This window comes from Gordonia sp. GN26, from assembly GCF_054823965.1.
Window position 1 is genome coordinate 1 of record NZ_JSYC01000014.1, and the last position, 15,390, is coordinate 15,390.

Consider the following 15,390-nt stretch of genomic DNA (forward strand, 5'->3'; position numbering starts at 1 on the left):
GGAGCTTGCGACGAGCCGTATCGAAACCAGAGATCCCGTTGCGTTTCGTCCCGGATTCCGGGACAAAACGCAACGGGATCTTCGTTGGCTCAGCGGGTTTCGCTAGTCGATGACCGCGGTCTCGACGGTCACCGGGAGCTTCGGCTTGCCGTCACCGGGCTGGCTGCCGGCCGGGCCGGGGGTGATCCCGCCCTCGTAGATCTTGTCCAGCACGGCGAGTCCGGGCTCGTCGACCTTGCCCACGACGGAGTAGTCGGGACCCAGCTCGCTGTCGTTGATGACGATGAACAGCTGGCTCGACCCGGTGTTGGGGTTCTGGCCGCCCTGGCTGCTGTTGGCGATGGCCACGGTGCCGCGCGGGTAGACGACCGGCTGCGATCCGGTCATCGGATCGGGCTGCCCGACCTTCTTCAGGTCCGTCGGCGGCTCGTCGGGGCTGGTCCAGCCGGGACCGCTCATGCCGGTGCCGGTGGGGTCGCCGCACTGCAGGATCTGCAGCTTGTCGCTGGTGGTCATGCGGTGGCAGGTGGTGTCGTCGTAGAACTTGTTCTCGATCAGCGAGGTGACCGCGGCGACGTTGCAGGGGGCGCCGTCTCGCTCCAGCGTGACCGGCAGGACGCCCTGGGTGGTCGTGAAGGTGGCCTGCTCGGTGCCGGACTTCAGGACCTTGTCGTCGGGCCTGGGGGACTTGCGCTCGTTCTTCGCCGCAGCCTTCAGCTCGTCGAGTTCGGCCTGGTACTGCGGACGCTGGTCCGCCGGCACGTTGTCGGGAACCTGGTCGGGGAGCTGGTCGAAGCGGCTCGGGGAGTCCTCGAACGCGCAACTCGTCCAGCGGGCGGCCTCGCGGTCGTCCATGATCTTCTTCACCACGACGGCGGTCACGCCGGCGACGACGGCGACCACGACGGCAGTCGAGACCGAGGCGATGACGATCTTCCGCTTGCGCCGGGCGCGGCGCTCGGTTTCGAGGCGTTCCTCGAGCTTCCGCTTCGCTGCCTCGCGGCGCTCCTCATTGGTGGTCACGCGGGTGGATCCTCCTGAATCCCGGCACATGGTGCCGTCTCAGCTGTACAGCATCGTCGTGCCGACAATCTGCGCGGATGTCACTTACTCGAGAGGCAAGTGTGCCAGTTGTACCTGAGAACGTCGCTCAGCGGGTGTTGGAGTGGGGTGTCGCGGTCGGCGAAACGACGCGTGGAGAACCGGCTGTCGGTCGCCGTGGGCAGCTAGGACACAATGGAAGGACCCGCGACCCTCGAGGAGTGCCATGCTGATCACCGGATTCCCCGCCGGGATGTTCCAGACGAACTGTTACGTCCTGGCGGCCGAAGCCGGATCGGATGCGGTGATCATCGACCCGGGCCAGGACGCCGCACCCCGCGTGCGCGAACTGCTCGCCGAGCACGACCTCACCCCGGTCGCCGTCCTACTGACCCACGGGCACCTGGACCACACCTGGAACGCCACCCAACTCTGCGACGACTACTCCATCCCCGCCTACATCCATGCCGCCGACCGGCCGATGCTGACCGACCCCGGCCTGGGCATCGGGCGAGCGCTCGGCGCGATGATCGGGGACGAGAAGTTCCGCGAGCCGGAGAAGGTCATCGAGTTCGACGACGGTGAACCGGTCGAGCTCGCCGGCATCCACTTCGCGGTGGACCTCGCGCCCGGGCACACCCAGGGGTCGGTGCTGCTGACCGTCGACGTGGCCGTACCGGGGGAGTCGGAGTCCGACGCCCCGACGACCGTGCCGGTCTGCTTCTCCGGCGACGTGCTCTTCGCCGGCTCCATCGGACGCACCGACCTGCCCGGCGGCAGCCATCAGCAGCTGCTCGACTCCATCGCCGCGAAGCTCCTGCCGATGCCGGACGACACCCTGGTGCTGCCCGGCCACGGGCCGCAGACCACCATCGCGCAAGAACGCGCCACCAACCCCTTCCTGGTCGACCTGCGGGCTCCGGGAACCGACACCACCATCCCCACTGATCGACCGAAGGGACGACACGGACTGTGAGCGGAGCATTTCAGGCACCCCGGGGTATCCCGGACTACTTCCCGCCGAACTCGGCGGATTTCCGGAAGGTGCGGGACACGCTCACCGACGCGGCGCGTCGTGCGGGATACGGGCACATCGAGTTGCCGATCTTCGAGGACACCGCGCTGTTCGCCCGCGGCGTCGGCGAGTCGACCGACGTCGTCAGCAAGGAGATGTACACGTTCAACGACCGCGGTGACCGATCGGTGACGCTACGTCCCGAGGGCACCGCAGGTGTGGTGCGCGCGGTCATCCAGCACGGACTCGACCGCGGACAGCTGCCGGTCAAGGTCTGCTACGCGGGACCGTTCTTCCGCTACGAGAAGCCGCAGACCGGTCGCTACCGTCAGCTGCAGCAGGTCGGCGTCGAGGCCATCGGCGTCGACGACCCGGCACTCGACGCCGAGGTCGTGGCCGTCGCCGACGAGGGCTACAAGCGTCTCGGACTCTCCGGCTACCGCCTCGAGATCACCTCACTCGGCGACGATGCGAGCCGTCCCCGCTACCGGGAGGCGTTGCAGGAGTTCCTGTTCAAGCTCGACCTCGACGAGGCGACCCGAAAGCGCGCCGAGATCAACCCGCTGCGCGTGCTCGACGACAAGCGTCCGGAGATCAAGGAGGCGACCGCGAACGCGCCGCTGCTGATCGACTACCTGTCCGACGAGGCGAAGGCGCACTTCGACCTCGTGCTGGCCAACCTGGACCGGCTCGGCGTCTCCTACGAGATCAACCCGCGACTCGTGCGCGGCCTGGATTACTACACCAAGACCACCTTCGAGTTCGTCCACGACGGCCTCGGCGCGCAGTCGGGCATCGGCGGCGGTGGCCGCTACGACGGCCTCATGCGTCAGCTCGGCGCCAAACAGGATCTGTCCGGCATCGGCTTCGGCATCGGCGTCGACCGCACGATGCTGGCCCTCGAGGCCGAGGGTGTCGCCGGCACGCAGGCGGCACGTTGCCAGGTTTTCGGTGTCCCGCTCGGCGCGGACGCCAAGGCCGAACTGGTCGGCGTCGCAGGTGCTTTGCGTGCCGCGGGCGTCAGCGTCGACCTCGCCTACGGCGACCGCGGCCTCAAGGGCGCGATGAAGGCCGCCGACCGGTCCGGCGCCCGCCTGGCACTGGTGCTCGGTGAGAACGAGCTGGCGGAGCGTCAGGTCGAGGTCAAGGACCTGAGCAACGGTGAGCAGCACCGCATCTCGCTCGACGATCTCGTCACCGAGGTCAACCGACTCCTGGGCTGAAAAGCGCCCCCGAGATCCACCCTCCACAGGCCGGCCGTCGACATATCGTCGGCGCCGGTCCTCTGGAGGGTGCTTTCTAGGGGTGGTTTTCGTCGCCGTCGCGGGTCATCTCGTCGGCCAGCACATCCAGCGACACTCCGCCCAAAGCCAGTGCGCGCGAGTGGAAGTCCTTGAGCGTCCACTCCGGGTGAGCGCTGAGGGCGGCGTGCCGCGTCTGTTCCCAGACCCGTTGTCCCAGTGCGTACGACGGCGCTTGTCCCGGCCAGCCGAGGTAACGGTCGAGTTCGAAGCGCAGCACGGAATGGTCCATGGCCACCGAGGCGGTCAGGAACTCCCACGCCTTGTCGGCATCCCAGATCCCGCCACCCAGGGACTCCGGCGCGGGCAGGCGGCAGTGCACGCCGATGTCGACGACGACCCGCGCCGCGCGTAGTCGCTGCGAGTCGAGCATGCCCATCCGGTCGCCCGGATCCTCGAGCCAGCCGAGCTCGTCCATCAGTCGCTCGGCGTAGAGGGCCCAACCCTCGCCGTGACCGGAGGTGAACGACGCCAGTTTGCGCCAGGCGTTCAGGTCGGGATCGACGATGGCCGAACCGAGTTGGAGGTGATGGCCGGGGACACCCTCGTGGTAGACGGTCGTCTTCTCCTGCCACGTGTGGAAGACGGTCTGGTCGTCGGGGACCGCCCACCACATCCGGCCCGGACGGGAGAGATCGGCGGTCGGCTGCGTGTAGTAGATGATCCCGGTCGACGACGGCGCGAGCCGGCATTCGAGCCGAGACAGGCGGGCGGGGATGTCGAAGTGCCGCCCGGCGAGTCCGGTGACGGCGGCGTCCGAGGTCTCCTGCATCCAGTCGACGAACTCGTGGCGGTCGTGGATCTGATACTGCGGCTGGCGATCCAGCCAGGCGAGTGCCTCGGCGACGCCGCGTCCGGGCAGGAGCGACTCGGCGATCTCGTGCTGTTCGGCGACGATCTGCTCGAGGCGGGTCAGCGCCCAGGCGTAGGCGTCCTCGGGATCGGCGTCGGCACCGAGATACGACGGCAGGTGGAGCAGATAACGATCCCGGCCCACCGCATCGTCGTCGACGGAGGCCGGCAGGACCTCGGTCTCCAGAAAGTTGGCGAACGTGCCGAACGCGGTGCGGGCCGCGTCGAGGGCGGTGCCGAGCGTTCCGGCGAGCGCCGGGTCGGCAGCGATCGGCGCCGTGTTGTCGGTGATGGCGTCGGTGGCCGAATCAGCCTGTCGTACCACGGCCACGACCTGTCGTCGCGCGATCGGGGGACCGTGCCGCAGGCGGTGCGCCAGCCCGTCGACGGCCCGGTTCAACGCACCCGGGATCGCGGTGAGCCGGGCGAGGAACACCTCGCGGTCGGCACGGGTGTCGGTGGGCATCAGGTCGAAGATGTCGCGCAGCGCCTGAAGCGGTGACGCGATCACGTTGCACTCGCCGATGTGCTCGCCGGCCTCGGCGAGGGCGAGTTCGCGCCGCAGCGACGCGGACATCGTCGCGACCGTCACCCGGTCGATCGCGTCGACGACGGGTGCCTTGCCGAGCACCGCCAACGTGTCGGCGGCGACCGCGGCCCGTTCGGCACAGGCCTGCGCGGAGAAGTCGGTCAGGGCGTCGTCGTGCCCGCCGTGGCCGATCTCGGTGCCGAGCAGGGGATCGAGTTCACACAACCGGTCGAGGTGCGCCTCGGCGATCGCATCCACCTCGGTGCGTTCGCGGGGGCTCGTGGGGGTCGCGGCGGTGGGGGTCATCTCGGAGTCGCGTCAGAGATCGTTGGTCGCGAAGGTGTCGCAGCGGTTGGGGTCGCCCGACTGGTATCCGATGCCGAACCACTTCGCGCGCTGCGTGGCCGAGCCGTGTGTCCAGCCCTCGGGGTTGGAGCCGGGCCCCTGGATGGTGTCGTCGCCGATGGCCTTCGCGGTCTGGATGACGGTCGCGATCTGCTGTTCGGAGATGGGGGCGAGCAGCGCGTCGGGACCGTTGTCGGCGTGCTGGGCCCAGACGCCGGCGAGGCAGTCGGCCTGCAGTTCCACGCGCACCGAACCCGACCGCGGTCCCTGTGAGCCCATCCGCTGGCCCTTGGCGAGGGCGCCGGTCAGGTTCTGCACATGGTGGCCGTACTCGTGGGCCACCACGTACTCCTGGGCGAGGGGGCCGTCGCTGCCGCCCATGCGGCGCAGCTGCGTGAAGAACGACGGATCGAAGTAGGCGGTTCGGTCGGCGGGGCAGTAGAACGGGCCGGTCGCGGCACTCGCCGCGCCACACCCGGTGTTCACCGAGTCGGCGAAGATGACCGTCTTCGGCGGCTGGTACCCCGGCATGAGCTCCGACCACACGTCGTCGAGGCTGACGGTGGTCGCCTTGATCCGGCAGATGGTGTTCTCGTTGGCCATCTCCCAGGTGCAGGAGTCGAGCTGCTGCTGGATCTCGGCCGCATCCGACGAGGTGCCCTGCTGGGGAGCCTGGCTGCCGAGGAGTTCGCCGGGGTTCACGCCGAACAGCAGGGCCACGATCGTGATGATCAGACCTGCACCACCGCCGAGCGCGATCCGCCCGACACCGCCACCTCCGCCGCCACCGCCGGAGACGTTGCCGGTGCCGATCGATCCGCTGCCTTGGAATGTCACGCGGTCATTCTGGCACGATGCGGTGCGCGAACCGGACATCTCCGGGTGGCCGGGTTCAGGACACCGACGCCGATGCGGCACGATGGGTACCTGGCCTGCGTTTCCACCGGGTCACGAACAAGCCGACACAAACAACGCCGCCGACGCCGCCCGCGAGACCGGGCCGGCCGCATGACGTTGGGAAGGACTCTCAGTGCTCCGCACGCATTCCGCAGGTTCGCTGCGCCGGGCCGACGCGTCGCAGACCGTCACCGTCGCCGGTTGGGTCGCGCGCCGACGCGACCACGGCGGTGTGGTGTTCATCGACCTGCGCGACTCCACCGGTCTGGTGCAGGTGGTCTTCCGCGAGGAGTCGGTCGCCGCGGCCGCCCACCGCCTGCGCGCCGAGTACTGCGTTGCCGTCACCGGCGTGGTCGAGGTCCGTCCCGAGGGCAGCGAGAACCCGAATCTGAGCTCCGGTGAGATCGAGATCAACGCCGTCGAACTCGAGGTGCTCAACGAGTCGGCGCCGCTGCCGTTCCAGCTCGACGAGTCGCCGGGTGAAGAGGCGCGTCTGCGTCACCGCTACCTCGACCTCCGCCGCGAGGGCCCGAGCGCCGCGCTGCGCCTGCGCTCGAAGGCCAACGCCGCTGCCCGCGGTGTCCTCGCCGCCCACGACTTCGTGGAGGTCGAGACCCCGACGCTGACCCGCTCGACGCCCGAGGGCGCCCGCGACTTCCTGGTGCCTGCACGTCTGCAGCCCGGCACCTTCTACGCCCTGCCGCAGAGCCCGCAGCTGTTCAAGCAGCTGCTGATGGTCGCGGGTATGGAGCGCTACTACCAGATCGCGCGCTGCTACCGCGACGAGGATTTCCGCGCCGACCGTCAGCCGGAGTTCACCCAGCTCGACATCGAGATGAGTTTCGTCGACCAGGACGACGTCATCGCGGTCGCCGAGGAGATCCTGGTGGCCTTGTGGAAGCTGATCGGTGTCGACATCTCGACCCCGATCCCGCGCATGACCTACGCCGATGCGATGCGTCGCTTCGGCTCGGACAAGCCGGATCTGCGTTTCGGCATCGAACTCGTCGAGTGCGCCGAGTACTTCAAGGACACCCCGTTCCGCGTCTTCCAGGCCCCGTACGTCGGCGCCGTCGTCATGCCGGGCGGTGCCTCGCAGCCGCGTCGTCAGCTCGACGCCTGGCAGGAGTGGGCCAAGCAGCGCGGCGCCCGCGGTCTCGCCTATGTGCTCATCGCCGAGGACGGCACGCTGTCCGGCCCGGTCGCCAAGAACCTGTCCGAGGAGGAGCGCGCCGGTCTCGCTGCCCATGTCGACGCGAAGCCCGGCGACTGCGTCTTCTTCGGTGCCGGCGAGGTCAAGCCGACCCGCGCGCTGCTCGGCGCGGCCCGCGGCGAGATCGCCTCGAAGCTCGGCCTCATCAAAGACGGCGACTGGGCATTCACCTGGGTCGTCGACGCCCCGATGTTCGAGCCGACCGCCGACGCCACCGCCTCCGGTGACGTCGCCCTCGGCCACTCGGCCTGGACCGCGGTGCACCACGCGTTCACCTCGCCCAAGCCGGAGTCGATCGAGAAGCTCGACACCGATCCGGGCGAGGCACTGGCCTACGCCTACGACATCGTCTGCAACGGCAACGAGATCGGCGGCGGCTCGATCCGTATCCACCAGCGCGACGTCCAGGAACGCGTCTTCGAGATCATGGGCATCGGCCACGACGAGGCGCAGGAGAAGTTCGGCTTCCTCCTCGACGCCTTCGCCTACGGCGCCCCGCCGCACGGCGGCATCGCCTTCGGCTGGGACCGCATCACCGCGCTGCTCGCCGGTGAGTCCTCCATCCGCGAGGTCATCGCCTTCCCGAAGTCCGGCGGCGGCGTCGACCCGCTGACCGATGCACCCGCGGCGATCACCCCGCAGCAGCGCAAGGAGTCGGGTATCGACGCCAAGCCGGCACCGCGCGGCGGAGCCGAGCAGGCCGAGGGTGCGGCCGAGAAGGCAGCAGCCGACAAGTAGACCCCGGAGCAACGAAAAGCGGTGGCCGAGCGTGAGTTCGGCCACCGCTTTCGTCTCGGCGGTTTCGACGGCGGGCGGTCGCAGTCCATCTGTGGTGAGATCGATTCCATGTCTGCGAGCGCGTGCATTCCGGAGGTACGTCGGTGACGATCAAGGTGGCCCTCGAACACCGGACGAGCTACTCGTTCGACCGCCCGACGAAGATCTACCCGCACGTTGTCCGTCTGCGACCGGCACCGCATTCGCGGACGCCCATCGAGGCGTACTCGCTGAAGGTCGAGCCGGGGGAGCACTTCCTCAACTGGCAGCAGGACGCGTTCAGCAACTACCTCGCACGGCTGGTGTTCCCCGAGCCGTCGACGACTCTGAACATCACCGTCAGCCTTGTCGCCGACCTCACGGCGATCAACCCCTTCGACTTCTTCATCGAGGACTGGGCCGAGCACTACGGGTTCGAGTACCCGGAGGAGCTGCGTCGCGACCTGGAGATCTTCCTGCGTCCGGTGGGTGTCACCGAGGGTGAGTTCGCCGGTGCTCCGGTTCATCCCGAGGTCGCCGCGTTCGCCGCGAGACACAAGCCGATCGGCAAGACCCGCGTCATCGACTTCCTGGTGGCGCTGAACACCGCGGTCCGCGAGGCCGTCGGCTACACCGTGCGTCTCGAGGCCGGCGTGCAGACACCGGAGTACACGCTGGAGAGCGCGATCGGTTCCTGTCGTGACTCCGCCTGGCTGCTCGTGGCCCTGCTACGCGAACTCGGCCTGGCCGCACGATTCGTGTCCGGTTACCTGGTGCAGCTGACCTCCGACATCAAATCGCTCGACGGCCCGTCGGGCCCGGACGCCGACTTCACCGACCTGCACGCGTGGACCGAGGTGTACCTGCCCGGAGCCGGCTGGGTCGGCATGGACCCGACGTCGGGGCTGTTCGCGGGCGAGGGGCACATCCCGCTGGCCGCGACGCCGCATCCGGTCGGTGCCGCGCCGATCACCGGCGCGACCGGTCCGTGCCACGCGACACTCGACTTCTCCAACACCGTCACGCGTTTCCACGAGGACCCGCGCGTCACCCTGCCGTACACACCGGAGCAGTGGGACCGCGTCGTCGAGCTCGGTGCGGCCGTGGACGAGCGCATGGAGCGCAACGACGTCCGCCTCACGATGGGTGGCGAGCCGACCTTCGTCTCCATCGACAACCAGACCGCGCCCGAGTGGAACACCGCTGCCGACGGTCCGCACAAACGACTCCTCGCGTCCCGGCTCGCCGAGCGCCTCAGGGAGGCGTATGCACCCCAGGGTCTGATCCAGCGCAGCCAGGGCAAGTGGTATCCCGGAGAACCGTTGCCGCGCTGGCAGATGGAGATCATGTGGCGCGCCGACGGCAAGCCGATCTGGCGGAACCCGGAGCTGCTCGCCGACCCGTGGTCGACACCCGAGCAGTGTGCTGCGGCGATCGAGACCGAGACCTACGGCGCCGACCCGGACGGCACCGTCGGTGAAGACCCGGCCCGGGCCGAACGCGCCCAGAAGCTGCTGGCCGCCTTCGCGGCGAATCTCGGGCTGCCCGCCGAACAGGTGATGCCCGCCTACGAGGACCCGCTGGTGCGGATGCGCGAACTGGCCACCATGCCGCCCGGAGACCCCGGCGACGATCCGACCCTGCCGACCGCCCGCACGTTCGCCCAGGCGGAGTTCGACGTCGACCTGGAGACCCTCGAGGACGGCGACGAGGAGGAGCTGGCACCGGAGAAGGACTCGGTGGCGCGACGCCGTTCGCTGCTGGCCCGACTCGACGCCGCGGTCAACGACCCCAGCGCCCATGTCCTCCCGTTGAGTCGGTCGGAGGACCGGACCGCCTGGCAGAGCGCGGTGTGGTCCCTGCGCCGCGGCCGCGTCGTCCTGACCCCGGGTACCTCGCCGGCGGGTCTCCGCCTGCCGCTGAACTCGCTGTCCTGGGGGCCGGCACCGACCATGTTCGAGGCCGACCCGACGGCGCCTCACGAAGCACTTCCGGCCGATCCGGCAGAAGCGCTCGGTCACACCGTCCGCGCGGTGGACCCGTCCGAGTTCCTGCCGCGCACGGCGCTGGTCGCCGAGGTCCGCGACGGCGTGACGTACGTGTTCATGCCGCCCACCTCGACCGCCGAGGAGTTCCTCGCCCTCGTCGAACTCGTCGAGGGCGCCGCCGCGGCGACCGCGACTCCGGTCGTCATCGAAGGTTATGGGCCGCCGTCGGATCCGCGTCTGACGTCGCTGTCGGTGACCCCCGATCCCGGCGTCATCGAGGTCAACATCCAGCCGACGGCGAGCTTCGCCGAACAGTCCGAACTGCTCGAATCCCTCTACGATCACGCCCGCCGCGTCCGGCTCGGCACCGAGAGCTTCGACCTCGACGGCAGTCACGGCGGCACCGGCGGAGGCAACCACATCACCCTCGGCGGGACGACGCCCGCCGACTCGCCGATGCTGCGCCGCCCCGACCTGCTGGCGTCGATGCTGACCTACTGGCAGCGTCACCCGTCGCTGTCGTACCTGTTCTCCGGCCGCTTCATCGGCACCACCTCGCAGGCGCCGCGCGTCGACGAAGGCCGGGAATCGGCGCTCTACGAACTCGAGATCGCGCTCGCCGAGATCGACCGGCTCTCCGCCACGGTCGCCGACCCGCGGGGGACCGGCCCCAAGGGGGCCCACAGTGCCGACGATCCCGAGTCGAACGCACCCAATCCGTGGGTCACCGACCGCGCTCTCCGCCATCTGCTCACCGACATCACCGGCAACACACACCGCGCCGAGTTCTGTATCGACAAGCTCTACAGTCCCGACTCGGTCCGCGGCCGGCTCGGCCTGCTGGAACTACGCGCCTTCGAGATGCCGCCGCACCACCGGATGGCGATGGTCCAGTCGCTACTGGTGCGCAGCCTGGTGTCGTGGTTCTGGGAGAAGCCCTACCGCGCCCGGCTCATCCGCCACGGCGGCGACCTGCACGGCAAACATCTGTTGCCGCACTACGTCATCGAGGACATCGCGCTCGTCGCCGAGGAACTACGCAAGGCCGGCTATCCGTTCGAGACCGCCTGGCTCGACCCGTTCACCGAGTTCCGTTTCCCGCGTCTGGGAACCGTGCAGATCCGTGATCAGGAAGTGGAACTGCGCGGCGCCATCGAACCCTGGAACACGCTGGGGGAGGAGTCGACCGGAACCGGCACCGCCCGCTACGTCGACTCCTCCGTTGAGCGGGTCCAGGTGCGTGTCCTCGGCGGCGAGGACGATCGCTACCTGTTGACCTGCAACGGTTTCCCCATCCCTCTACGGGCCACCGGCCGCACCGGCGAACGGGTCGCCGGCATCCGGTTCCGGGCCTGGCAGCCGCCGAGCGCACTGCATCCGTCGATCAGCATCGACACCCCGCTGACCTTCGATCTCGTCGACACCGTCAACGGTCGGTCGGTCGGCGGTGCGACCTACCACGTGGTCCACCCGGGCGGTCGCGCCTACGACCGTCCGCCGGTGAACGCCGTCGAGGCCGAATCCCGCCGCAACGGGCGCTTCGAGGCGTCCGGTCACACCACCGGCGCCGTCGACATCGGATTGCTCCGGGAACGACAGGCCCGGCAGGCCATCGACTTCGGGGTCCCCGGGATCCTCGATCTACGGCGGGCACGTACAGTTCTTCGGTGACCTCCACACCGGGCAACGCTTCCGCGGTGTTCGATGCATCCACGGTTTTCGACCGTTACCGTGACGAGGGTTACACGCTCTTCGACCTCGCCGGACCCGGTGATCCCGACCTCGTCTCGGGAACCCATTACGACGAGCTCCTCGACTCCGCCGGCATGGTCCGTCCCGCGTGGGAAGACCTTGTGCGGCTGTATCAGCGGCGCGGTGACACCCGCCTGCGCGAGTCCGCGGACCGGCTCGCCGCGGCCGTCCGCGACGACGGCGTGGTCTACAACGAGTTCGACGGTCAGACCACCCACACCCGCGACTGGGACATCGACGCGGTGCCGCTCATCGTCGACGGCGTCGAGTGGGCGGAGCTGGAGAAGGCGATCACCCAGCGCTCGATGCTGCTCGATCTGCTGCTGCGCGATCTCTACCGCGACCAGAAGACCATCACCTCCGGTCTCGTGGCGCCCGAGATGGTCTTCGGACACCCCGGCTACATCCGCAAGGCGGCACGCCTCGAGGTCGCCGGACCCCACGCCCTGTTCCAGCACGCGGTCGACGTCTCGCGTGCCGCCGACGGCCGGTTCGTCGTCTACCGCGACCGCACCCAGGCCCCGTCGGGCATCGGCTTCTCGATCGTCGGCCGGCGTCTGCTGACCAAGACCCTCCCGCAGCTCTTCCAGGCGTGCGCGCCGCGTCCGGTGACCGGTTTCGCCGGGACGATGCGCCTCGCGCTCGCCGAGTACGCCCCACCCGGCGTCGACGACCCGACGGTCGCCGTCCTCAGCCCCGGCAGCATGTCGGAGACCGCTTTCGACCAGGCATATCTGGCCTCGGCGCTCGGCTACCCGCTGGTCGAGGGTGCGGACCTCACCGTGCGTGACGGCGCGGTCTACATGCGCTCCCTCGGGCGGTACAAGCGCGTCGACGTCCTCCTGCGACGCGTCGACGCCGCCTACGCCGATCCACTCGATCTTCGGACCGACTCCCGGCTGGGCGTCGCCGGTCTCGTCGAGGCGATCTCACGCGGTAACGTCACCGTGCTGAACACACTCGGTTCCGGTGTCCTCGAGAACCCGGCCCTGCACACGGTGCTGGAACGACTCGCGCCCGTCCTTCTGGACGAGGAACTCGCGCTCGGCTCCGTCACCACGTACTGGGCCGGAGATGACCTGCAGCGCAGCAAAATCCAGAGCCGGATCGGATCGCTGGTGCTCACCAACACCCGCACCGCCGAGGAGTTCATCGGCCCGCTGCTCGACACGCGGACCCGCACCGAGGTCGCCGCGCGGATCGACGCGCAGTCCTGGCAATGGGTCGGACGCGAACTCGACGCCTACTCGGTGGCGCCGACCATCACCACCGGCTCGCGGCCCGGACGTCACACCACCGCGCTGCGCGCCGCACCGGTGTCCATCCGCGCGTTCAGCGTCGCCCAGGGGCCGACCTACGCCGTCATGCCCGGCGGTCTCGGCGCCGTCCTGGCCGACGGTGTCGAAGGGGCCGCCCACCACATCGTCGCGGCCAAGGACGTCTGGGTCACCAGCACCGAGGTCGGCGGCCACGTGTCGCGCCGCTCGGAGACCCGCGTCGAACCCGCAGGCGAGGTCATCCCGGAGGCGGGGCGTCCCGTGTCGCTCGAGTACTCCGAGGTCGCGGCCGCCGCGAGTCCGCGTGTGCTCGCCGACCTGTTCTGGCTCGGCCGCTACGCCGAGCGCACTGAGCAGGTCACCCGCCTCGCGAAGGTCTCCCGTCAGCGCTACCAGGACTTCCAGTACCGGCCGTGGATGTCGGGGACCCCGGCGGTGCCGCTGCTGCTGCATGCGGTCGCGACGATCACCGGCACCGACGGCTACCTCGACACCGCGGATCTGTTGCTGTCGGACACCGACCGCCAGCCCTCGCCGGATCAGGTCAACGAGGCCATCGAGAAGATCGCCGACCTCACCGTCGCCCGCTCGATCCCGGGCTCGGTCGCCTACTCGGTCGAGCGCCTCGTCGCCTCCGCCCGCGCGGTCCGCGATCAGATGTCGACCAGCACGTGGATGGTCCTGGCGCCCGTCGAACGCGTCGTCGCGAGCACCGCACGCCTGGTCGCCCGGTCGCGGGCCGATGCCTCCGACGCCGGCATCGAGGGTCTGGGCGACGCCGCCCTCGACCTCGGTCCCGACCTCGGACGGGCGCACGAGGAGGTCCTGCACGGCGTGCTCGCGCTGACCGGACTCCAGGAGGAGTCGATGGTCCACGACCCGGGCTGGATGTTCATGGATCTGGGTCGGCGCATCGAGCGCGCGATCACCCTCGCCGACCTCACCAGGGCGATGTTCACCGAGGCCCACGACACCGACGTCGAGCAGACGTTGCTGGAGTCGTACCTGGCCGCCAACGAGTCGTCGGTGATCTACCGCCGCCGCAACCGCGGTCTGTACCGGTTCGCGAGCGTCGCCGAGCTGCTGCTGTTCGACCCGACCAACCCGCGCTCGATGATCTTCCAGCTCGAGAAGATGAACCACGATCTGACCTCGGTCCCCGAACCACTCCGCTCGGCCGGGGCCGAACGAGGAGTGCAGGACTTGATCGCCGAGCTGCGCCGGAGCGGACCGGTCGACCTCGCCGGCGTCGACGCGCAGGGGATTCGCACCGACCTCGCGGAGCTGATGACCACGCTGCGCACCGGTTCCCGCGACCTGTCCGACCTGCTCAGCCGGACCCGCTTCGCCGTGCCGCGCCAGGCGCAGCCGATCTGGGGCGGGGGTGAGATGTGAGCACCCGCGTCTACCGGGTCATGCATCGCACCCGGTACACCTACAACGACGACGTGTCGTCGTCGTACGGCCGCTGCTACCTGACCCCACGCGACCTTCCGGGCCAGCGGGTGCTCTCGGCGACCGTCGACATCGAGCCCGAGCCCGACGACCGGTCGACGGGCATCGACGTCTACGGCAACAACGACACCTACTTCCACGTGCGCACCGCCCATCGGGAGCTCACGGTCACCGCGCGCTCGGTCGTCGAGGTGGACGGCGTCGACCAGGGCATGCTCATCGGGCCGGCGGCACGGGCACCGTGGGAGTCCGCGCGCCCGGCGGCGGTCGGGAGCCGCGAGGCCGCGCTCGCCGCCGAGTTCGTCCTCGACCTCGATCCGCCGGAGATCACCGCCTCGGTACGCGACTACGCCGCTGCGGTGTTCACCCCGGGACGGCCGCTGATCGAGGCCGTCACCGACCTCACCACGCGGATCTTCGACGACTTCACCTACCGCTCCGGGTCCACGGCGATCTCGACGAAGGTCGACACGGTGATGCAGCGCCGCGAGGGCGTGTGCCAGGACTTCGCCCGGGTCGCGATCGCGTGCCTGCGCTCGGTCGGGCTCGCCGCCCGCTACGAGTCCGGTTACCTGGCGACCGACCCGCCACCGGGCAAGGAGAAGATCTTCGGCGCCGACGCCAGCCACGCATGGGCGGCGGTGTGGATGCCCGACGACCGCTGGCTGCCGTTCGACCCGACCAACGACAAACTGGTCGACGAACGCCATGTGACCCTGGCCTGGGGTCGTGATTACGACGACGTCCCGCCGCTGCGCGGCGTCATCTACACCGACTCGACCAAGAGCCACATCGACGTCTCGGTCGACGTCAGGCCGGTCGAGGACGAACCGGCGCAGGCCGGTACTACGCCGGCGGTTGCGTCCACCGAGGGCGCAACCCGGCACGATTTGTGAGCCGGTCCGCTAAACGCCTGGGAGGCAGCGGGATCGGCGTGACTGAATCGTGATTCACCGGTCACGACGTCGT

The 15,390-nt window shown here is 69.4% G+C and carries 9 protein-coding genes; 6 read left to right on the forward strand and 3 right to left on the reverse strand.

The window, feature by feature from the left end; genetic code table 11:
* Nucleotides 1-102 precede the first annotated feature (102 nt).
* The gene (locus tag OK17_RS04845) at nt 103-1,023 is read right to left on the reverse strand and encodes a peptidylprolyl isomerase (RefSeq protein WP_461416827.1); all 921 of its coding nucleotides are present in this window, start codon (nt 1,021-1,023) and stop codon (nt 103-105) included.
* A 244-nt stretch (nt 1,024-1,267) separates the two neighbouring features.
* Between OK17_RS04845 and OK17_RS04850 the strand changes: the two genes are divergently transcribed.
* Both OK17_RS04850 and hisS read left to right on the forward strand, forming a co-directional pair.
* Nucleotides 1,268-2,017 (forward strand): MBL fold metallo-hydrolase, encoded by a 750-nt coding sequence (locus OK17_RS04850; protein WP_461416828.1) that lies wholly within the window; start codon nt 1,268-1,270, stop codon nt 2,015-2,017.
* Entirely contained in the window at nt 2,014-3,279 is a 1,266-nt protein-coding gene (gene hisS / locus OK17_RS04855) for a histidine--tRNA ligase (protein ID WP_461416829.1), read from the forward strand. Before OK17_RS04850 ends, hisS begins: the two co-directional genes overlap by 4 nt.
* Nucleotides 3,280-3,355: 76 nt before the next feature.
* Here the strand turns inward: hisS and OK17_RS04860 are convergent, their stop codons facing one another.
* Nucleotides 3,356-5,044 carry a DUF885 domain-containing protein gene (locus OK17_RS04860; protein WP_461416830.1) on the reverse strand — a complete coding sequence of 563 codons (1,689 nt, stop codon included), beginning with the start codon at nt 5,042-5,044 and terminating at the stop codon, nt 3,356-3,358.
* A 12-nt stretch (nt 5,045-5,056) separates the two neighbouring features.
* Nucleotides 5,057-5,920, reverse strand: coding sequence for a KPN_02809 family neutral zinc metallopeptidase (gene ypfJ, locus OK17_RS04865; RefSeq protein WP_232719373.1), 864 nt, complete (start codon nt 5,918-5,920; stop codon nt 5,057-5,059).
* 193 nt (nt 5,921-6,113) lie between these two features.
* Between ypfJ and aspS the strand changes: the two genes are divergently transcribed.
* The 4 genes from aspS to OK17_RS04885 all read left to right on the forward strand — a co-directional run bounded on the left by aspS (nt 6,114) and on the right by OK17_RS04885 (nt 15,317).
* On the forward strand, nt 6,114-7,931 hold the full coding sequence (aspS, locus tag OK17_RS04870) for an aspartate--tRNA ligase (protein WP_461416831.1): 1,818 nt from the start codon (nt 6,114-6,116) through the stop codon (nt 7,929-7,931).
* 143 nt (nt 7,932-8,074) lie between these two features.
* Nucleotides 8,075-11,608: a transglutaminase family protein gene (locus OK17_RS04875; RefSeq protein WP_461416832.1), complete on the forward strand. Its 3,534-nt coding sequence runs from the start codon at nt 8,075-8,077 to the stop codon at nt 11,606-11,608.
* Nucleotides 11,605-14,361, forward strand: coding sequence for a circularly permuted type 2 ATP-grasp protein (locus OK17_RS04880; RefSeq protein ID WP_461416833.1), 2,757 nt, complete (start codon nt 11,605-11,607; stop codon nt 14,359-14,361). The genes OK17_RS04875 and OK17_RS04880 overlap by 4 nt, the downstream gene beginning before the upstream one ends.
* On the forward strand, nt 14,358-15,317 hold the full coding sequence (locus OK17_RS04885) for a transglutaminase family protein (RefSeq protein ID WP_461416834.1): 960 nt from the start codon (nt 14,358-14,360) through the stop codon (nt 15,315-15,317). Before OK17_RS04880 ends, OK17_RS04885 begins: the two co-directional genes overlap by 4 nt.
* Nucleotides 15,318-15,390 lie beyond the last annotated feature (73 nt).

Coding starts and splice junctions, on each gene's coding strand:
- OK17_RS04850 (WP_461416828.1), top strand. CDS start 1,268: ATGCTGATCACCGGATTCCCCGCCGGGATGTTCCAGACGAACTGTTAC.
- OK17_RS04860 (WP_461416830.1), bottom strand. CDS start 5,044: ATGACCCCCACCGCCGCGACCCCCACGAGCCCCCGCGAACGCACCGAG.